This window comes from Cyanobium sp. ULC065, assembly GCF_977927515.1.
The window spans coordinates 107486-127109 of sequence record NZ_OZ376393.1 but is presented as its reverse complement, the minus strand read 5'-3'; the positions used below and the strand labels follow the sequence as shown (position 1 = coordinate 127109).

At 68.5% G+C, this 19624-nt stretch carries 16 protein-coding genes and 1 pseudogene; 12 read left to right on the top strand and 5 right to left on the bottom strand.

All coding sequences use genetic code 11. The features are described 5' to 3' along the window. Positions 1 to 303: 303 nt before the first annotated feature. The 4 genes from urtA to ureE all read right to left on the bottom strand — a co-directional run bounded on the left by urtA (position 304) and on the right by ureE (position 3701). Positions 304 to 1605, bottom strand: coding sequence for an urea ABC transporter substrate-binding protein (urtA, locus tag ACXMDP_RS00585; RefSeq protein WP_259729717.1), 1302 nt, complete (start codon positions 1603 to 1605; stop codon positions 304 to 306). 252 nt (positions 1606 to 1857) lie between these two features. Beyond that, on the bottom strand, positions 1858 to 2472 hold the full coding sequence (gene ureG, locus ACXMDP_RS00580; RefSeq protein ID WP_094513883.1) for an urease accessory protein UreG: 615 nt from the start codon (positions 2470 to 2472) through the stop codon (positions 1858 to 1860). A 58-nt stretch (positions 2473 to 2530) separates the two neighbouring features. Further along, the gene (locus tag ACXMDP_RS00575) at positions 2531 to 3262 is read right to left on the bottom strand and encodes an urease accessory protein UreF (protein WP_259729716.1); all 732 of its coding nucleotides are present in this window, start codon (positions 3260 to 3262) and stop codon (positions 2531 to 2533) included. Beyond that, positions 3252 to 3701 carry an urease accessory protein UreE gene (gene ureE, locus ACXMDP_RS00570; protein WP_457766998.1) on the bottom strand — a complete coding sequence of 150 codons (450 nt, stop codon included), beginning with the start codon at positions 3699 to 3701 and terminating at the stop codon, positions 3252 to 3254. The genes ACXMDP_RS00575 and ureE overlap by 11 nt, the downstream gene beginning before the upstream one ends. A 33-nt stretch (positions 3702 to 3734) precedes the next feature. Here ureE and ACXMDP_RS00565 point away from each other — a divergent pair, with 33 nt between their 5' ends. Beyond that, positions 3735 to 4697 (top strand): urease accessory protein UreD, encoded by a 963-nt coding sequence (locus ACXMDP_RS00565; RefSeq protein WP_259729715.1) that lies wholly within the window; start codon positions 3735 to 3737, stop codon positions 4695 to 4697. A 10-nt stretch (positions 4698 to 4707) separates the two neighbouring features. Here the strand turns inward: ACXMDP_RS00565 and ACXMDP_RS00560 are convergent, their stop codons facing one another. After that, complete coding sequence (locus ACXMDP_RS00560) at positions 4708 to 6141, bottom strand: TolC family protein (RefSeq protein WP_259729714.1); 1434 nt, start codon at positions 6139 to 6141, stop codon at positions 4708 to 4710. Between the two features lie 143 nt (positions 6142 to 6284). Here ACXMDP_RS00560 and ACXMDP_RS00555 point away from each other — a divergent pair, with 143 nt between their 5' ends. The 11 genes and pseudogenes from ACXMDP_RS00555 (at position 6285) to ACXMDP_RS00505 (ending at position 19613) form a co-directional block, all read left to right on the top strand. Beyond that, positions 6285 to 7472 carry a hypothetical protein gene (locus ACXMDP_RS00555; RefSeq protein ID WP_259729713.1) on the top strand — a complete coding sequence of 396 codons (1188 nt, stop codon included), beginning with the start codon at positions 6285 to 6287 and terminating at the stop codon, positions 7470 to 7472. Further along, a complete protein-coding gene (locus tag ACXMDP_RS00550) occupies positions 7469 to 7699 on the top strand; it encodes a hypothetical protein (RefSeq protein ID WP_259729712.1) in 231 nt (76 codons plus the stop codon). The genes ACXMDP_RS00555 and ACXMDP_RS00550 overlap by 4 nt, the downstream gene beginning before the upstream one ends. Next, complete coding sequence (locus ACXMDP_RS00545; protein ID WP_457766997.1) at positions 7666 to 8853, top strand: FUSC family protein; 1188 nt, start codon at positions 7666 to 7668, stop codon at positions 8851 to 8853. The genes ACXMDP_RS00550 and ACXMDP_RS00545 overlap by 34 nt, the downstream gene beginning before the upstream one ends. 90 nt (positions 8854 to 8943) lie before the next feature. Then, the gene (locus tag ACXMDP_RS00540; RefSeq protein WP_094513867.1) at positions 8944 to 9246 is read left to right on the top strand and encodes an urease subunit gamma; all 303 of its coding nucleotides are present in this window, start codon (positions 8944 to 8946) and stop codon (positions 9244 to 9246) included. Positions 9247 to 9269: 23 nt separating this feature from the next. Further along, positions 9270 to 9587 (top strand): urease subunit beta, encoded by a 318-nt coding sequence (locus tag ACXMDP_RS00535; RefSeq protein ID WP_094513865.1) that lies wholly within the window; start codon positions 9270 to 9272, stop codon positions 9585 to 9587. Between the two features lie 84 nt (positions 9588 to 9671). Beyond that, entirely contained in the window at positions 9672 to 11381 is a 1710-nt protein-coding gene (ureC, locus tag ACXMDP_RS00530; RefSeq protein WP_259729710.1) for an urease subunit alpha, read from the top strand. 126 nt (positions 11382 to 11507) lie between these two features. Continuing rightward, positions 11508 to 12947: a circularly permuted type 2 ATP-grasp protein gene (locus tag ACXMDP_RS00525; RefSeq protein ID WP_259729738.1), complete on the top strand. Its 1440-nt coding sequence runs from the start codon at positions 11508 to 11510 to the stop codon at positions 12945 to 12947. Beyond that, positions 12941 to 13876: pseudogene (locus tag ACXMDP_RS00520) on the top strand (alpha-E domain-containing protein); the annotation flags it as partial. The gene ACXMDP_RS00525 and the pseudogene ACXMDP_RS00520, both read left to right, overlap by 7 nt. Before the next feature lie 121 nt (positions 13877 to 13997). Continuing rightward, positions 13998 to 14888 carry a transglutaminase family protein gene (locus ACXMDP_RS00515; RefSeq protein ID WP_259729708.1) on the top strand — a complete coding sequence of 297 codons (891 nt, stop codon included), beginning with the start codon at positions 13998 to 14000 and terminating at the stop codon, positions 14886 to 14888. Between the two features lie 139 nt (positions 14889 to 15027). Beyond that, positions 15028 to 17484: a glycogen/starch/alpha-glucan phosphorylase gene (locus ACXMDP_RS00510; RefSeq protein ID WP_259729707.1), complete on the top strand. Its 2457-nt coding sequence runs from the start codon at positions 15028 to 15030 to the stop codon at positions 17482 to 17484. A gap of 2 nt (positions 17485 to 17486) precedes the next feature. Next, a complete protein-coding gene (locus ACXMDP_RS00505) occupies positions 17487 to 19613 on the top strand; it encodes a transglutaminase family protein (protein WP_259729706.1) in 2127 nt (708 codons plus the stop codon). The last annotated feature ends 11 nt before the right edge of the window (positions 19614 to 19624 follow it).

Sequence of the window (19624 nt, the reverse complement as noted above, 5' to 3'; positions counted from 1 at the left end):
CCCATCAGCCGGTGCATGGGCAGACGCCAAGATGGTGCCACCTCCGTGTAGGCCGCTTCAATACGCGAAGCAATGGCTGGAATCGTCTGAAAAATGATAAATCCAGAGAGAACAATCCGTTACTGGCTGATCTCTCTGGTGCTGTCTGCAAGTCTCGTGAACATGATGTCCTGAGAGCTGGGGCGATCGAAGGCGCTATCGAAAGTGATAGGCAGGCTTCAATGCCGAAGATAATCTCAGTCCATACAGGAAATGGAGAAGTGAAAGGAAAGGGTGGCTTCCGAAGAAGCCACCCAGGCACGATCACATCTTGAACTTGCCGGCATCCGGCCGGTCCTGCGTCCAGTCGCAGGTGTAGCCCTTGGTTTCAGGAACGAACTGGTTCCAGGGGATGGGCGGAATGGCCTTCTCGCTGTCGGAGAGGATCTTGAACTGGCCATCGGGCAGGGCTTCGCCGATCATCACACGCTCTGAGGTGTGATGGTTCGGGAACATCTTGATCTCACCTTGAGGTGCCTCAAAGGTGATGCCGATCATGGTCTTCCGGACCTTGTCGAGATCTTCGAAGGTGCCAGCCTTCTCAACGGCGTTCTTCCACAGGTACACCATGTTGTAGGCGGACTCTGCAGGGTCACCCACCACACGGTCAGCCCCATAGGCCGCCTGGAAGTTGGCAACGAACTTCTTCGAAGCCGGTGTATCCAGGCTCATGAAGTAGTTCCACGCGGCGAAGGTGCCGGTGGTGTACTCAGGGCCGATCTGGCGGATTTCCTCTTCTGCGATCGAGAAGGACATGATCGGGTACTTGGCCGGATCGATGCCTGCAGCCTTGAACTGCTTGAACAGAGCGACGTTGGAGTCACCGTTCAAGGTGTTGATGATGATGCCACCATCAGGGAAGGCTTTCTTGATCTTGGCGATGATCGGCGCCACCTCGGTGTTGCCAAGGGGGATGTAATCCTCGCCGACGGTTTCGCCGCCAAGCGCCTTCATCTGCTCCTTGATGATGGTGTTGGCGGTGCGGGGGTAGACGTAGTCAGAACCGACCAGGTAGACCTTCTTGCCCAGCTTTTCGCCGTACTGTTTCATCAGCCAATCCACCGCAGGCTCGGCCTGCTGGTTGGGAACGGCGCCGGTGTAGAAGATGTTGCGGGAGCACTCCTGACCCTCATATTGAATGGGGTAGAAGAGCATGTGGTTCTTGGACTCATACACCGGCAGCATGGCTTTGCGGCTGGCGGAGGTCCAGCCGCCGAACACCACGGCAACCTTGTCGGAGTCAATCAGCTTCTGGGATTTCTCAGCAAAGGTGGGCCAGTCAGATGCGCCGTCCTCAACGACGGAGACGATCTTGTAGGACTTGCCGCCAACTTTGACGCCGCCGGCATCATTGATTTCCTTGATAGCCATTTCCTCGACCTCTTTCAGGGTCGTCTCAGAAATTGCCATCGTTCCACTCAGGGAGTGAAGAATGCCAACCTTCACTTCTCCGTCGAAAGAACCAGCGCTATCCCCACCGCCACCGCCCCCGCAGGCGACGAGGGATACCGTGATCGCAGTTGCAGCAAGACCGGCAACCAGCCGCCTCGAGAAATACGGAACCATTGGGCCTGTTCAAGGTGAAGAAATTGCCGCAGTGCTGACGGCATTGCGGAACATACGGAGCCGGTCTTGTCAGTCCTGTCGCCAAAGGCACAGAAACGGCTCAAGAGGCCCTGTACACGGGCTTTTTGGGTATTGCTTCCCCCTTGGCCGCCGCCACTGTGTTGATTCCCTGTTCAGCCCCTTGGCGCGGCCCACCTGCTCATGGCTGCGCACGCCGAAGCCGCTGCCGAGTGCCGGCTCCGATGGCAGCGATCAGAGCGAAGACCCCGGAGCGGGAAGTTGCCGGCAAAGAAAACGTTCCACCGCATCAAGGCCTTCGCCACTGCGCAGATTTGTGAAGCACCAGGGGCGATCACCGCGCATGCGGCGGGTGTCCGCCTCCATCACTTCGAGGCTCGCTCCCACCATCGGCGCCAGGTCGATCTTGTTGATCACGAGCAGATCAGAACGGGTGATGCCCGGCCCGCCTTTGCGAGGGATTTTGTCGCCGGCCGCCACGTCGATCACATAGATGCAGAGGTCCACCAGTTCGGGGCTGAAGCTGGCCGCCAGATTGTCGCCACCGCTCTCCACCAGCACCAGGTCGAGATCCGGAAACCTCTCCTCCAGGTCTTCCACCGCCGCCCGGTTGATCGAGCAGTCTTCGCGGATGGCGGTGTGGGGGCAGCCACCGGTTTCCACCCCCCGGATCCGTTCCGGCTCGAGCGCACCGGCACGGGTCAGGAACTGGGCGTCTTCCTGGGTATAGATGTCGTTGGTCACCACGGCCAACTGCAGCCGTTCGCGCAGCCGCCGGCACAGGGCTTCCACCAGGGCTGTCTTGCCCGAGCCCACCGGTCCGGCCACGCCGACACGCAGCTTGCTCATGGCGTTGGATCAGACGAGTGGGCGCAATCCTGCCACCGCTGCCCAGCTACGCCTCGCCTCAACTTCTGAACAGCCGTGAGTAGAGCTCGGCGTGCCCCAGCTGGGCCAGCCCCGCGCCCACACCGCCTGACCACATCGTGTGCGGATCGGTGTGGGCCAGCTCTGCGGCCCGCTGCGCCAGCAGCGGTGCCAGGCGCAGCTGCAGCCCCTGTCCCTGGGTGGGGCCGATCGGCACCAGCCGCACCGCCGCGCTGATCTGACTGGCCACCCAGGCATAGAGGTAGGCCTCCACCAGGTCGGTGCTGGGAACACCCAGGCAATGGCCGGCCCAGGCCCAGGCCGCCGGCCAGGCCAGCCCCTGCGCCGATGCGGATGCCGCAGAGGTGATGGCCGCTCCCTGGCCGGCAACGGCCGGTAGCCGCCAACCCAGTTCGCCTAGCAACTGGGTGAGGGAACGGCCCATCTGGCGCTGCTGGGCGCGCACCTCCGGGGCTTCCCGCAGGGCCAGCAGCCAGCCGTCGAGATCGTGCACGGTGCTCCATTGCTCTGCCGCCATGGCCTGCAGCAGCGGCGCCAGGGCCGCTGCCTCCACGCCCAGCGTCCCCCGCTGCAGTTCCGCCGCCAGCCAGCCGTGCAGCGCCTCGGCGGAATTGATCCGGCCTTGCTGCACCAGCACTTCCAGACCCTCCGAATAGCTGAACGCCCCCACCGGCAGCGCCGGACTGATCAGCTGGAACAACAGCAACCGGGTCGGCGCCGCGCCGGCCTGGGCTGGGGGCTCAGTGCGCATGCCCGCCCTTGCCGGCATAGGCGCCCGGTTCCGGCCGGAACGGTGCGTCGAGGTGGAGAACGGCCAAGCCGCGGTGGCGCAGCAGCTCCTCCAGCACCGGATCTTCCAGCAGGCGCAGCTCGCCCGGGTGCAGCTCCAGCGCTACGTGGCGGTTGCCGAGGTGATAAGCGGCCTGCAGCAGCTGGAGGGAGTCGGCGCTGCGGGCCAGCAGCAACGGCTCCGGAGCCGCTTCCACCTGCACCACCACGCCGCTCTCACTGCTGTTCAGCCACTCGCCGGGTTCGAGCGCTTCACCGCGCGGCAGCTGCAGCAGCAGATCCTGGCCGCAGGCGGTGCGGCGATGGCCGCGCAGACCCTCGCGCTGCTGGGCGCTGAGCGGCAACCGCAGGCTGGAGGGGGCGTCGGGCGGGGCGCTCAGGCGCCGGTCAAGGACGATCATGCGCCCCACCATCGCCACGGGCAGGGGCGAGAAATGTGGCGACCGCTACCTGACGGCCGCCGCTTCGCTCGCAGCATCGGCTCACTGCCCCTTCCCCTCCTGGCCCACGTCATCGTTGCGGATCCGCCCCCATCCACCAGCAGCTGGCGTGGTGAGGCCAGTCTTCGCTTCGCCCTCTCGCCCTCGGCGCCGCTCACCCTGCACCAGGGGGGAGCCACCTCGCCGCTGAAGATCCAACGCGCCTTCAGCCGCGCCGATGGCCGCTGTGAGTTGCCCTTGCTGCACACCGCCGGAGGCCTGGTGGGCGGCGATCAGCTGGCGATCGACACCCGGCTGGAGGCCGGCAGCCGGGCCCTGGTCACCAGCGTGGCGGCGCAGAAGGTCTATGGCTCGATCGGCCGCTCCCGCCTGGCGCCTGAGGGCCAGTGGGCGCGGCAGTTGCTGGCGTTCCGCCTGGAGGACGGCGCCGATCTCGAATGGCTGCCCCAGGAGCTGGTGCTGTACGCCGGCGCGCTCTACGAGCAGGACAGCCGGGTGGAGCTGGCGGCTGGAGCCAGCTGGCTGGGCGCCGAAGTGGTGCGGCTCGGCCGCAGCGCCGATGGTGAATCCCTCGGTGCCGGTCGCTGGCGATCCTCGTTGGCGATCCGCCGTGAAGGGCGCTGGAGCGTGGTCGATCGCCTGGAGCTGGGCGGCGGGAGCCTCGATCACGCCCACGGGCTGGGCGGTGCTCCGGTCTTCGGCAGCCTCGTGTGGGCGGCGCCGGCGCCGGTGAGCGAGGAGCTGCTGCTGCGCTGCCGCGACGACCGCCAGGGTCTGGTGGGGGAGATGGCCTGCGGCCGCCTCGATCAGGGCCTGGTGGCCCGCTACCGGGGCCCTTCCACCCAGGCGGCCCGCTACTGGTTCACGCGCCTCTGGGCGCGCATTCGCGCCGAACGGGGGCTGGCGCCGCCCCAGCTGCCGCGGGTGTGGCCGTTCCAGGAGTCGCCGTTCGGCTGAGCCGGCGGTGTCAGGGCGCTGTGGGGCTGGGCGCTGGCCTTGCGGTGCTGGGCTGGGGCTCTGCGGCGCCGGTTTCCAGCTCCAGGCCGGCGCGGCTGAGGTTCCAGCGGTGGATGGACACCGCCAGGGCAGTGCGGGCCAGCTGCAGATCCCGCTGGGTGATCATCACCTCCAGGATCGGGCTGATGCCGGCGCGATAGCGCAACTCGGCATCGCGAACCGCCAGCTCACCGGCACGGGCGGCGGCGGCGGCAGCGGTGATCTGAGCGGCGGTGGCGCGGTGGGTCTGCCACCAGGTTTCCACGTTCTGAATGATTGCCTGCTCGGCGCTGGCGATGGCGATCTGCTGCTGCTCCACCTGCCGTTGCGCCACGGCGGTGGCGGCCCGGGCGCTGCCGCCGTCGAACAGGGGCTGGCGCAGGCTGATCAGGGCGCCCCAGTCGTAGAAGCTGCCCGACTGGCTGGCGCCGGCGCTCTGTTGCGGCAAGGCGGCGCTGGGGCCCGAGGAAAGCCCCACGGTGGTGCTGGTCGACAGCACCGGCAGGTTGATCCGGTTGGCATTGATGCCGCCCCCGAGCAACAGCCCCACCGACGGCAGCCGCGCCGCCCTGGCCAGCTGCACCTGGGCCAGCTGGGCCTGGCGCTGCTGCTCCAGCGCGGCGAGGCTGGGGCGATCCAGCAGTGAGCGGCGGATCGTGCTGGGCAGGTCCTGTCCCCAGGCCGGTCCGGGTTGCAGGCGATCTGTGGCGGCCACGGCTTGATCCGCGGGTAGGGCAAGCAGCCGCGCCAGCCCGCTGCGGCTGATTTCCACCTGGGCTTCGGCCTCTGCCAGGCCGCGCCGATCGTTCTCGAGCAAGGCCTCGGCCTGGGCGCTGTCGCTGCGGCTGGCCAGGCCGCGGGCCCGGATGGCGTTCACGTCCCGGCGCAGCCGCGTGGACACATCCAGCGACCGCTGCCACACCGGGATCAATGCATCGGCGAGCTGCAGATTGAGGTAGGCGGTGGTGATGGCGAAGCGACTGATCCGCTGCTGCTCCATTTGCTGCGACCGTGCGGCCGCCAGGTTGGCCCTGGCGGCATCCCTGAGCGGGCCACGGCGAAAATCGATCAGCGGATAACTGAGCGCCAGACCGAGATTGCCGAAGGCGTTCTGCACCACCGCATACCCCTGGCTGCCCAGGTTGAGGTTGAGGTCGCCGATGGTGGAGACATTGCTGATGAAGTTGATGTCGGTGCCCACCTGGGCGTAGGTGCCCAGGCCCAGCAGATCCAGCTTCGGCAGGAAGGCGCTGCTGGCCAGTGCCACGAGTGAGCTGCTCTGCTCGATGGCCACCGCGGCGCTCTGCAGCGGCAGCGAACGCTCCAGCCCCAGGGCCAGCGCCTGCTCGAGGCTGAGGCGCAGCACGGCCGGAGGCGGGCCTGGTGTGGCCGCTGTGGCTGGCATGGCTACGGTGGCCGTCAGCAGCGGCCAGGCGATGGCCCACCAGGCGATCTGGCCTCGGCAGCTGCGGCCAACCAATCGACACCACCGGACGTGGCGCGTACCCTACGTGCTCCTTTCGGTGGTGCCCTTCGGGCCTGTGGCGAATGCCCGAAGCGCCGGCCAGCAGCACCACGGCGCCAGCGCCGCTGTTGCCCCGACTGCTGCCGATCGCGGCCGTGAGTGCCCTGGCGCTGACCTGGGCCTTCGCCCCCGGGGTGCCTGTGCTGGTGCATGGCGGCGCCCTGCTGATGGAGCCGGACAGCCGCGCCGGCGTCTATGCCCGCTCCGCCGGCCAGATTCAGCGCCTGGCGGCGGCGGTGGGGGCGCCGTTGCGTCAGGGCCAGCTGCTGGCCACGATCAACCGGGTTGATCAGGCGGCACCGGGGGGCGGCTGGGTGGCGGCCAACCCTGAGGCGATCCGGCGCCAGAACCAGGCGATCGATCTCCAGCAGCAGGCGATGCGCAGCCAGATCGACACCCTGCGCACAAGCAATCAGCCGATCGGCCAACAGCTCGCCGCCCTCGAATCGCTGCGGCGCGACGAGGTGATTCCGCGCTACAGCCCGCTCTGGGTGGGAGCTCAGGACCTCTACCTGCGCAACCGGAGCCAGATCCGTGCCCTGGAAGGTCAGATCGCCCAGCTGGAGGCCGGCCGCGCCGAACTGCAGGCCCAGCTGGTCAGCCAGCAGGTGTTCTCCCCCCGCGCCGGCACGCTGTTGTCGCTGCTGGTGGCCCCGGGGCAGGCGGTGGTTCCGGGCCAGCGGATCGCGGTTGTCGGAGCCCCTCCGCAGGCGGTGTCACGCCACCGCACCGCCATCACCCTGTTCACCGAGGCCGACGCCAGCCGCCTGCGGCCCGGAGCCCGGGTCCAGGTGGAACCCCAGCTTCAGAGCCGTGACCGCTACGGCGGCACCGCGCAGCGTTACGGCGCGCTGACGGGCCGCATCCGTTCGTTGTCACCGATCTCCCTGGATGCCGAAGCGCTCACCCATGTGCTGGGCGACAGCGATCTGGCGGCCAGCATGGCGGCCCGGAGCCGCCAGGAGGCCTTCGGGGAAGGCGGCGATCCGCTCGCCACCCTGGGCAACAAGGTCACCGCGCCGGTGATGCTGGTGCTGGTGGATCTGGAGCCGGCCGCCACCCCCAGCGGCCTGCGCTGGAGCGGTGGCAACGGCCCCGATCTTGAGCTTGAGAACGGCACGCCGGCCCTGGCCCGGGTCGAGCTGGAGCGGCGTCCGCTGGTCAGCTTCGTGCTGCCGTTTCTGCGCTGGCTGGGGGGGACCGAGCGATGAGCAACCCCCGCGCTGAGGCCGTCGCCGCCCGCGCCCGCCGCCGCCCGTTGCGGCAGTCGCTGGTCCCCTGGCTGGCGCCCTGGGCGTCCCCGGCCCCTTGGCTGGCCCTGCTGTTGCTGGCGCTGGCGGCCGCCAGCAGCCCGCCCCGGCTGTGGTTCTGGGTGGCTCTGCTGGGGGTGGTGCTGCTGGTGGGTTGGATCCAGGCCCTCGGCGGCCGGCCTCGGTGACAGGCGCCGCAGCCCCGCTGCCCTCGCGGGGCCTGCGTGCCGCCCTGGTGATCGCCCAGGCCAGCGGCTTCACCGCGGCGCTGGCGGCCGGCCTGGGCCTCGACAGCAGCGCGGCCGCCTACGGGGTGATCGTGGCGGCGCTGGTGGTGCGCCCGGATTTCAGCCGCTGGCCCCTGCCCGTGTACCCGGTGCTGGTGGGGCTGAGCGGCCTTTCGATGGCGATCGGGCTGCTGATCGGTGAGGCCTTCGCCGGAGCGCCGGAGGTGTTCGTGTTCGGCCTGGTGGCCGCGCTCATGCAGGTCCTGATGCTGCTGCTGCCCGGCGCGTTGCGGCCGCTCGGCAACGTGCTCGCCATCACCGGTGTGCTGCCGCTGCTGAACGCCACCAGCAGCTGGCTGAGCCTGGGCAACGAACTGGCCGCCATCGCGCTCGGGCTCGTGGTCGGCAGTGTCGTGCAGGTGGTGTGGAGTCCGGCGGGGCACCAGGCGCCAGCGGAGGAGCCTGAGCCGGCTGCCGCCGACCCGCCGCTGGCCGCGCGCCTGGCGGCGGGTCTGGCCTCGCCGTTCTTCTGGCGCAAGCTGGTGGTGGCCGTACTGGCGTTGCCGATCGGCGAAGGCCTCGGCGCCGTCGCCCCCAAGTACCTCTATTTCGGCGTGGTGCTGCTGCTCAACGACAGCCTCGGCGCCACCCTGGCCCGGGTGCGCGATCGCATGGTGGGAGTCAGCCTCGGTGTGCTGATGCCGCTGCTGGTGTTTGACAGCTTTGGCCTCAGCCCGCTCAGCACCGCCGTGGTCATGGGCGGAACCGCGGCGCTGGTGGTGGCGCTGCAGGGCGAGGCGTACCTGCGCACCGCGCTGATCTCCAGCGGGGTGGCCTTTGTCGGTTACGGACCGCTGGTGGCCTGGTACATCCCCCACCGCTGGCTGGATTACCTGCTGGGCTCCGCTTTGGCCGTGGCGGCGGGCCTGCTGTTCCGGCCCACCTCCGCACTGCAGCAATACCGTGCCCTGCTGCGCCGGAGCCCGGTTGCGCAGGACGCTGCCCGGCGGCTGTATCCGGCGGCGCTGGAGGAGGCCCGCTGGACGGGGCAGGTGCCTCCCGCCTTGCCGGCTGTGCCGGGGCCGCTTGCGCAGGCAACAACGGTGGGGCCATGACCGACGCCGCTGCTGGCGCAGCGAACGTTCCTGCTGAACCTGCTCCAGCCCCGCGCCGCTGCAAGAGTGTGGCCGGCAATCGCGTCCCCCATGCATCTCACCCCCCAGGAGAAGGACAAGCTCCTGATCGTCACCGCGGCCCTGCTGGCGGAACGGCGCCTGGGTCGCGGTCTCAAGCTCAACCACCCCGAAGCCGTGGCCTGGCTCAGCTTTCAGGTGCTGGAAGGCGCCCGCGATGGCAAGAGCGTGGCCGCGCTGATGGAGGAGGGCAGCACCTGGCTCCGGCGTGACCAGGTGATGGAGGGCGTTCCCGAACTCATCCCCGAGGTGCAGATGGAGGCCACCTTCCCCGACGGCACCAAGCTCGTCACCCTCCACGACCCGATCCGCTGATCCCCCCTGATCGCTCCGCCTGCATGTCTCCTCTGATCCCTGGCGAACTGCTGCCGGAGCCCGGCAGCCACGAACTCAACGCCGGCCGGCCCGTCACCACGCTCAATGTGGCCAACCGCGGCGACCGCCCGGTGCAGGTGGGCTCCCACTTCCATTTCTATGAAGCCAACGACGCGCTGGTGTTCGACCGCGACAGTGCCCGCGGCCAGCGGCTCGACATCCCGGCCGGCACGGCGATCCGCTTCGAGCCCGGTGATCAGCGGGAGGTGCAGCTGATCCCCCTGGCCGGCGCGCGCCGGGTCTTCGGCTTCAACGGCCTTGTCAACGGCCCGCTCGACTGAAGCGGCGCCACCAGCGCGCGCTGCCCTTGCCCTGCGACGGCCACCCCAGCCACCCCCCACCGTCCTCCTCGACTTTCCTCAGCCATGCCCTATCGGATGGATCGGCGGGCCTACGCCGAAACCTATGGCCCCACCACCGGCGACCGGCTGCGGCTGGCCGACACCGAGCTGTTCCTCGAGGTGGAGAAGGATTTCACCACCTACGGGGAAGAGGTGAAGTTCGGCGGCGGCAAGGTGATCCGCGACGGCATGGGTCAGGCCCAGACCCCCCGCTCCGGGGGGGCCGTGGACACCGTGATCACCAATGCTCTGATCCTCGACTGGTGGGGGATCGTCAAGGCCGATGTGGGCCTGCGCGACGGCCGCATCTGCGCGATCGGCAAGGCGGGCAACCCCGACATCACCGATGGGGTGACGATCGTCATCGGTCCCGGCACCGAGGCGATCGCCGGCGAGGGCCACATCCTCACCGCCGGCGGCATCGACACCCACATTCATTTCATCTGTCCGCAGCAGGTGGAAACCGCCCTGGCCAGCGGGGTCACCACCCTGCTCGGTGGCGGCACCGGCCCGGCCACGGGCTCCAACGCCACCACCTGCACCCCCGGCGCCTTCCACATGGCCCGCATGCTGCAGGCGGCTGAAGGGCTGCCGGTGAACCTGGGCTTCTTCGGCAAGGGCAACGCCAGCACCCCCGAGGCGCTCGAGGAGCAGATCCGTGCCGGTGCCGTCACCCTCAAGCTCCACGAAGACTGGGGCACCACCCCCGCGGCCATCGACTGCTGCCTGTCCGTGGCGGATCGCTTCGACATCCAGGTGGCGATCCACTCCGACACCCTCAACGAAGCAGGGTTCGTGGAGGACACGATCCGCGCCATCGGCGGCCGCACCATCCACACGTTCCACACCGAAGGCGCTGGCGGCGGCCACGCGCCGGACATCATCCGCATCTGCGGCGAAGCCAACGTGCTGCCCAGCTCCACCAATCCCACGCGCCCCTACACGCGCAACACCCTGGAGGAGCACCTCGACATGCTGATGGTGTGCCACCACCTCGATCCCTCGATCCCGGAGGATGTGGCCTTCGCCGAATCGCGCATCCGCCGCGAAACGATCGCCGCCGAAGACATCCTCCACGACATCGGCGCCTTCTCGCTGATCGCCAGCGATTCCCAGGCCATGGGCCGGGTCGGCGAGGTGATCACGCGCACCTTCCAGACCGCCCACAAGATGAAGGTGCAGCGGGGAGCCCTGCCGGGCGACTCGGAGCGCAACGACAACACCCGCCTCAAGCGCTACATCGCCAAGGTCACGATCAACCCGGCGATCGTGCACGGCCTTGACAGCCAGATCGGTTCGGTGGAGGTGGGCAAGCTGGCGGATCTGGTGCTCTGGAAGCCGGGTTTCTTCGGGGTCAAGCCGGAGATGGTGATCAAGGGCGGCTCGATCGTCTGGGCCCAGATGGGCGATGCCAACGCCTCGATCCCCACCCCCGGCCCGGTGCATGGCCGCCCGATGTTCGCCGCCTTCGGCAAGGCCCTGGCCCCCAGCTGCCTCACCTTCCTCTCCCAGGCCGCCCTCGAGGACGACCTGCCCAGAAAGCTGGGACTCGCGCGGCCCTGCGTGCCGGTGGTGAACACCCGCGGCATCGGCAAGGCCGAGATGCGCAACAACACGGCCCTGCCGAAGGTGGAGGTGGATCCCCAGACCTATGAGGTGTTCGCCGATGGGGAACTGCTCACCTGTGAGCCCGCCGACGTGCTGCCGATGGCGCAGCGTTATTTCCTGCTCTGAGGGTCGGATTCACCGCCAGGGCCGATCAGGCCGGGCCGGAGCCTAGGCCGGCCGGGCCTGATCGGTAGCAACCATGACGGGTCGGCCCCGCGCCGCTGTTCATGATTGAGCCCGATGCGGCTGCCCATGTTCACCGACTACAAGCCCGCAAAGGGCTACGACGAATACTTCAGCGCCTCGTCCCAGCCCCGCGCCGCCCTGCGGCCCCTGCTCTCGTCCCTGGGCCAGCTGGGCATTGAAGAGATCAACCGCAACCACGCGGCCGCCGGCATGCTGCTCAAGCGCCTCGGGGCCACCTTTCGCCTCAATGGCTCCGGTGAGCAGGGCGGCGAGCGGATCCTGCCCTTCGACCCCCTGCCGCGGCTGATCCGCGCGGGCGAATGGCAGCGCCTGGAGAAGGGCCTGATTCAGCGTCTTGAAGCGATCGACTGCTTCCTCGCCGACGTTTACAGCGACCAGAAGATCCTCAACGACGGCGTCATCCCCCGCGCCGACGTAATCAGCTCCCACGGCTGGCGCCCGCAGATGGCGGGGTTCAAGCCGCCGCTGGGTCGCTGGTGCCACGTTTCCGGCCTCGATCTGATCCGTGACGGCAAGGGCACCTGGCGCGTGCTGGAAGACAACCTGCGCTGCCCCTCGGGCGTGGCCTACTTCCTGGAAAACCGCCGCGTGATGAAGCGGATGTTCCCCAGCCTGTTCTCCGGGCCCACGGTGCAGCCGATCGACGATTACCCCTCCCATCTGCTCCAGACCCTGCGGGAACTGGCCCCCTGGACCGACACTCCCTCGGTGGTGCTGCTCACCCCGGGCGTGTTCAACAGCGCCTATTTCGAGCACAGCTACCTGGCCCAGCAGATGGGCATCCAGCTGGTGGAGGGCCGCGATCTGGTCTGCGAGGGCAACCGGGTGTGGATGCGCAGCACCGCCGGGCTCGAGCCGGTGGATGTGATCTACCGCCGCATCGACGACGACTTCCTCGATCCGGCCGTGTTCCGCAGCGATTCGATGCTGGGCGTGCGTGGGCTGATGGAGGCCTATGCCGCCGGCCGGGTGGCGATCGCCAACGCGCCGGGCACCGGCGTCGCCGACGACAAGCTGATCTACGCCTACGTGCCGGACATGATCCGCTACTACCTGGCGGAGGAGCCGATCATCGAGAACGTTCCCACCTACATCTGCGCCCGGCCCGAGGACCAGGCCTACGTGCTGGCCCACCTCAAGGACCTGGTGGTGAAAGCGGTGGGAGAAGCCGGGGGCTACGGCATGCTGATCGGCCCGCACGCCGAGCCGGCCGAGATCCTCTCCTTCGCCGACAAGATCAAGGCCGATCCCCGCAACTTCATCGCCCAGCCCACCCTGGAGCTCTCCACCGTGCCCTCGCTCAGCGAAGGTGAGCTCTACCCCTGTCACGTCGATCTGCGGCCCTACGTGCTGCGGGGCAAGGGGGCCTGGGTGAGCCCGGGCGGCCTCACCCGGGTGGCGCTGCGCCGCGGCTCGCTGGTGGTCAACTCGTCGCAGGGCGGAGGATGCAAGGACACCTGGATCGTGGATGAGACCTCATGCTGAGCCGCGTCGCCGATTCCCTCTACTGGATCAACCGGTACGTCGAGCGGGCCGAGAACATCTCCCGCTTCCTTGAAGTGAGCGAGGCGATGGCGCTCGACTGCCCGCCGGGCAGCGCCGAACCCTGGCTGCCGTTGATCGATGCCAGCGGCGACCGCGAGCTGTTCGACCGCCTCTACCCCGATGGTGGCCCCACCGATGTGGTGCGCTTCCTGGTGCGCGAGCCGGACAACCCGAGCAGCATCGTCAACTGCATCGCCACCGCCCGCGAGAACGCCCGCCAGATCCGCGAGGTGATCACCACGGAGATGTGGGAGCAGATCAACGACCTCTACCTCACACTCAAGGAAAGCGACCATTTCTGGCGCCTGCCGGCCCAGGAGCAACTGCACGAGGTGCGCCGGGCCTGCCAGCTGTTCTATGGCGTCACCGATGCCACGCTCAGCCGCGATCTCTCCTGGCAGTTCAGCAAGCTGGGGCGCCTGGTGGAGCGCGCCGACAAGACCAGCCGCATCCTTGATGTGAAGTACTTCCTGCTGCTGCCGAGCCCGGAGGAGGTGGGCGGCGTGCTCGATGAGCTGCAGTGGATCTCCCTGCTGCGCTCGGCCGGGGCCTATCAGATGTTCCGCCAGTCGCAGCAGCGGGCGATCGAGCCCAAGGCGGTGGCGGCCTTCCTGCTGCTTGATCCGATCTTCCCCCGCTCGGTGCGGTATTGCCTCGAAGGCCTCAGCAAGTCGCTGCGGGTGATCCGCGGCAACCCCGTGCCCGGCCCGCCCGACGACCTGGAATGCCTCTCCGGTCTGATGCTGGCCAACTGGAGCTACGTGCGCATCGACGAGCTGATCGGGCGTGGCCTGCATGAAGCGATCGACCAGTTCCAGAGTGATCTCAACCACCTGCATGGTCTGATCAGCGACCGCTACTTCGACACCGTCATCCACGCCACTCAATCCCCGGCCTGCGTGCAGTCGGGCTCTGGCGAGACTCAGTCGATGGCCTCCTCCAGCGCCTCGGCTGTGCCCCCGCCCCCCCTGCCCACCGCCTCCTCCCGGCATGCGCGCCCGCGTAACCCATACCCTTTCGTATCGCTACAGCGCGCCGGTCCAGCTGGGTCCCCATCGCCTCTGCCTGCGGCCCCGGGCCCACGGGTTCCAGCGTCTGGTGAGTTTCGAGCTGTTCTTCTCGCCCGATCCCCACCGGCTGCATCTGCTGGTGGCCGCCAGCGGTGATGACGTGCTGCGGGCTCGCTTCGCCGGCAGCACCGACAGCTTCGAGATCCGCGCCACCAGTGAGGTGGACACCCAGATGCCGCCCTTGCTGCAGGCCTGCCTGGAGGAGAACGAGCCCATGCTGCCCTATCCGGTGGGCCTGCTGAACAGCGACCTCAAGGGCTCCCTCGATGGCTGGCTGCCCAATGGCCAGCACGAGCCGGCGGCGGTGGAGCTGGCCCAGGAGGCCTTGATGGGCAGCGACCAGCGGGCGCTGATGTTCCTGCAGCAGCTGGTGGAGATGATCCAGGACCGGGTCAAGTACACCCAGCGGCATGTCGGGCCGGCCTGGCCCGCCGGCCGCACGCTCAAGGAGCGGGTGGGCTCCTGCCGTGATCTGGCCGTGCTGATGATCGAGGCCTGTCGCTGCGTGGGCCTGCCCGCCCGTTTTGTTAGCGGCTATCACCTGGTGGAGCCCAGGCCGCAGCGCTACGACCTGCATGCCTGGGCGGAGGTGTATCTGCCCGGTGCCGGTTGGCGGGGCTTCGATCCCAGCGGCCAGGGGGCCATCGACGACCGCTACATCCCCCTGGCCACCTCCTCCAAGTCCGGCCTTACCGCGGCGGTGTCGGGAAGCTTCTCCGGACCGCCCGGCGTAAAAAGCGAACTCAGTTGGGCGATCACCGCCGATGTGCTGAGCACGGAGCACACCCTGCCGAACCTGCTCCAGCTCTGACCTGGTGCCGCTTCCGGCCGCATCGGCGGGCTGGCCGCCCAGGCGCGGCAAACGGGAAATGAACCTGAATTGGTAACCGTTGGCGCAGCATCAGGGCCACAGTCCGCAGCATGAAGGTCCGATTGCTGATAAGCACCCCATGGCCGCCACCACAGCACCCCCCGCCGACCGCGACTACTTCTCTTCTGCGGATGGTCGGGCGCTGGCGGAGGGCATCCGCCGCCACCTGTTCTCCAGCCTGGCCAAGTCGCCATCGTTGGCCACCCGCCACGACTACTACCGCGCCCTGGCGCTGGCGGTGCGTGACCAGCTGCTGCACAACTGGGTCGACACCGCCGAGGCCTACACCCAGGAAGGGGTGCGTACCGTCAGCTACCTCTCCGCCGAGTATCTGCTTGGCCCACACCTCGACAACAACCTGGTGAACCTGGGGTTGCGCGAGGCGGCCAAGGACGCCTGCGACGAACTTGGTGTCGACCTTGAGGAGCTGATCGCCGAGGAGCCCGAACCGGGCCTGGGCAACGGCGGCCTCGGCCGCCTGGCGGCCTGCTTCCAGGAATCGTTGGCCAGCCTGGAGCTGCCTGCGATCGGTTACGGCATCCGCTACGAGTTCGGCATTTTCCGCCAGCAGATCAGCAACGGCTGGCAGGTGGAGAGCACCGATCCCTGGCTGGCGCAGAGCAACCCCTGGGAGGTGATTCGCCCCGAGTGGACCTACCCGGTGCAGATCGGCCAGCACGTGGTGCTGGGCGTCGCCTACGACACGCCGATCCTTGGCTATGGCGTCAAGACCACCAACACGCTGCGGCTGTGGTCGGCGCAGGCCCCAGAGGCCTTCGATTTCGCCTCCTTCAACGCCGGTGACTACACCCGCGCGGTGCTGCAGAAGGTGGAGTCGGAAACGCTCTCCAAGGTGCTGTATCCCAACGACGAGCTTGAACAGGGCAAGCGCCTGCGGCTCAGCCAGCAGATCTTCTTCGTGAGCTGCTCCCTGCAGGACATGTTCCGCATCCTCAAGGGGCAGGGCCTGCCGGTCACCGAGTTCCACCACAAGTTCGCGGTGCAGCTCAACGACACCCACCCGGCCATCGCCGTGGCCGAGCTGATGCGGCTGCTGATCGATGAGCACGGCGCCGACTGGGACACCGCCTGGTCGATCACCACCGCCAGCGTGAACTACACGAACCACACGCTGCTGCCTGAAGCGCTCGAGACCTGGGGGCTGGAGCTGTTCGCCCAGCTGCTGCCTCGCCAGCTCGAGATCATCTACGAGATCAACGCCCGCTTCCTGCGCATGGTGCGGATCCGCTACCCAGGCCAGCCCGAGCTGCTGGAGCGGCTGTCGCTGATCCAGGAGGGGCCCCAGCGCAAGGTGAGGATGGCGAACCTGGCGGTGGTGGGCAGCCAGAAGGTGAACGGGGTGGCGGAGCTGCACAGCAACCTGGTGCAGCAGCAGCTGTTCCCCGAGTTCGCCGATCTCTGGCCCGATCGCTTCACCAACGTCACCAACGGCGTTACGCCCCGCCGCTGGATCGCGGTGGCCAATCCGTTCCTCTCCGGCCTGCTCGACGAGACGATCGGCCGCGGCTGGCGGCGGGATCTGGCCGAGCTCAAGGGCCTCGAGGTCCATGCCGACGACGGTGCCTTCCTGGAGCGCTGGCGCAGCGTGCGCGACCAGGCCAAGCAGCGGCTGGCCGCCACCATCCACCACGACCTCGGCGTGCTGGTGGACCCCTCGTCGCTGTTCGACGTCCAGGTGAAGCGGATCCACGAGTACAAGCGCCAGCACCTGGCCGCGCTGCAGATCGTGGAGCGCTACCTGCGGCTGCGCAACGGCGAGGACCTGCCGCCCCGCACCTTCATCTTCGGGGGCAAGGCGGCGCCGGGGTATCACATGGCCAAGCTGATCATCCGGCTGATCGGCGGCATCGCCGAGATCGTGAACATGGACCCGGCCATGGACGGCCGCATGCGGGTGGTCTTCCTGCCCAACTTCAGTGTCAGCCTCGGCCAGAAGGTCTATCCCGCTGTGGACCTCTCCGAGCAGATCTCCACCGCCGGCAAGGAGGCCTCCGGCACCGGCAACATGAAGATGGCGCTCAACGGCGCCGTCACGATCGGCACCCTCGATGGCGCCAACGTGGAAATCCGCGAGCTGGTGGGCCACGAGAACTTCTTCCTGTTCGGCCACACCGCTGAGCAGATCGAATCGCTCAACCGCAACGGCTACCACCCGATGCCCTGGCTGGAGAACGATCCGATCGCCCGCGAAGCGATCGAGCTGATCGGCTCGGGCCACTTCAGCGAAGGCGACCGCGACCTCTTCCACCCGCTGCTGGCCAACCTCTGCGGCAGCGATCCGTTCCGGGTGATGGCCGACATGGGCGACTACCGCCGCGCCCATAACGCCGTCGATCAGGCCTGGCAGAACGCCGCCAGCTGGAGCCGCATGTCGGTGCTGAACACAGCCCGCTGCGGCTTCTTCTCTTCCGACCGCTCGATCGCCGAGTACGCCGAACGCATCTGGAAGGTGGCGCCGGTGCCGATCAATGCCTGCACCGTGATTCCTGCCAGCCTGCGGACTACCCCTCACTGACCATGCCCGTCACCCCCGCGTCTGCGCCCGCCGACTCCCTGCAACGGCCCGCGCCCCCTCCCCTGACTTCCACTCCCGGCTGGATGGCGGACACGGCCGTTGAAGCGGAGCACCGGCTGCAGGCCGCGGGCATCCACCTCACCCTGGGCGGTGAACCCACCTACGTGCCGCTCAAGCCCGAGGGGGCTGAATGGTCGGTCACCGCCGATGGGCCCACCAAGCTGGTCTACGCCCATGGGCTGGCGGCGGAGATTCAGCGCCGCAGCTGGCCCGGCAGCACCTTGATGTACTGCCCGGGCAAGCGCTACGACGGCGAGGTGAACCCGCGCTGGGCGCTGCGGTTGATCACCGGCCTCGATGGCCTGCCCCTGGTGCGCTGGCCCCAGGACGCTGCGGCGGGGCGTCCACCGGAGTTCGGTGCGCCCTTCTGCCTGCCTCCTCTGCCGCGCAAACGCGCCAAGGCCTTTCTGGAGGCCGTCGGCTCGGCCCTGGGCTGCAGCTTCAAGCCGCTCAAGCTCAAGGATCCCCTCGCCCCCGACAACCGCGTCTGGGCGGTGCCGCTCTGCCACCACGCCGAGGCCAGCGAAGAGGGCGACCCTGCGGGTTGGCAGGCGGCCGAGTGGAGCCTCGACAAACGGCTCTGCCGCCTGCTGCCGGCCCCCGGTCCGGCCGGGCTGCGCCTGCCGCTTGTGCATTTCCCCGAGGGGGTGCTGCGTCAGGTGCTGACGCTGGAGATCCGCGATGACAGCTGGAACCTGTTTCTGCCGCCGCTGGCGCGCGAGCCCCTGCTCGAGCTGCTGACGGTGATCGCCGCCGCCAGCGCGGGCTGGAGCCAGCCCGAACTCAGCGGCATGCTGCCTGTCGATGTGGACGGCCAGTGGCAGGTGCTGGGCCTCACCGCCGACCCCGGCGTGCTGGAGGTCAACCTGCCGGTGTGCCACGGCTGGGCCGACTACACCGGCTGGATGCAGACCCTGGCCGAGGCGGGCGTGGCGGTGGGCCTCTGCAGCTCGAAGGGTGAGGGCCTGGAGCAGCAGGGCACCGGCGGCGGCAACCACCTGCTCTGGGGCGGCGCCAGCCTTGAGGCCAACCCGTTCTTCAGCCGGCCAGCCTGGCTGGTGGCGATCCTGCGCTTCTGGCAGCACCATCCCAGCCTCTCCTATCTGTTCAGCAACAGCTCGGTGGGCCCGTCCTCCCAGGCGCCGCGGCTCGATGAGGGCAGTGCCAGCCCGCTCGATCTCCGACTGGCCCACAGCGCGCTGGAGCAGTTGCCCGAGGGCGATCAGCGGGTGCTGATCAGTGAAACCCTGCGTCACCTCCATGCCGACCGCAGCGGCAACACCCACCGCAGCGAAATCAGCTTCGACAAGTTCTGGAACCCCGCCTGGCCCAGCGGCTGCCAGGGCCTGATCGAATTCCGGGCGATCGAGGCCCTGCCCAGGGCGGAGTCGGCCGCGGCGATCGCGCTGCTCTGGAGCGCGCTGGCGGCGCACCTGCTGGATCCGATCCACCGCCCCACCGAGCTGATCACCTTCAACGAGCGCCTCCACGATGAGGCGCTACTGCCCCATGCGCTCTGGAGCGATCTGCAGGAGGTACTTCAGCAGCTGGATGCCGACGGTCTCGACATGCAGCCCGAGCCCTACCGGCAGATCTGGAACTGGCGCTTCCCGTTGCTGCTCTCCTGGGAGCAGCAGGGCGCCCGGCTGGAGATCCGCCGTGCCCTGGAGCCCTGGCCGCTGCTGTGCGACACCCCGGCGGAGGGCGGCACCACCAGCCGCTTCGTCGACAGCTCCCTGCAGCGCCTGGAACTGCGGGCGAACGAGGCGTTCCTCGCCGCCTACCGGCTGCGCCTCTGCGGCCGCGACCTGCCGCTCGCGGACGGCTGGCTGGGGATCCGCTACCGCCACAGCAGCCTGTTCCCTTCCCTGCATCCCTGCATCCCGAACCAGTTGCCCCTGCAGCTGGAGATCCTCGCGGCAGGCAGCGGGGAGCGGCTGGTCTGCTTCCGCCGCGATGGTGAGCCCCATCACTTCGTGCCCGATCCTGAGCCCCTCGAGCCGCTGGCGGCGCCGGCCTGGCCGTTGCCGGAGCCCGGCCTGCGCACGATCGACCTCCGCCTGGGTTGAAGCGCCCCCGA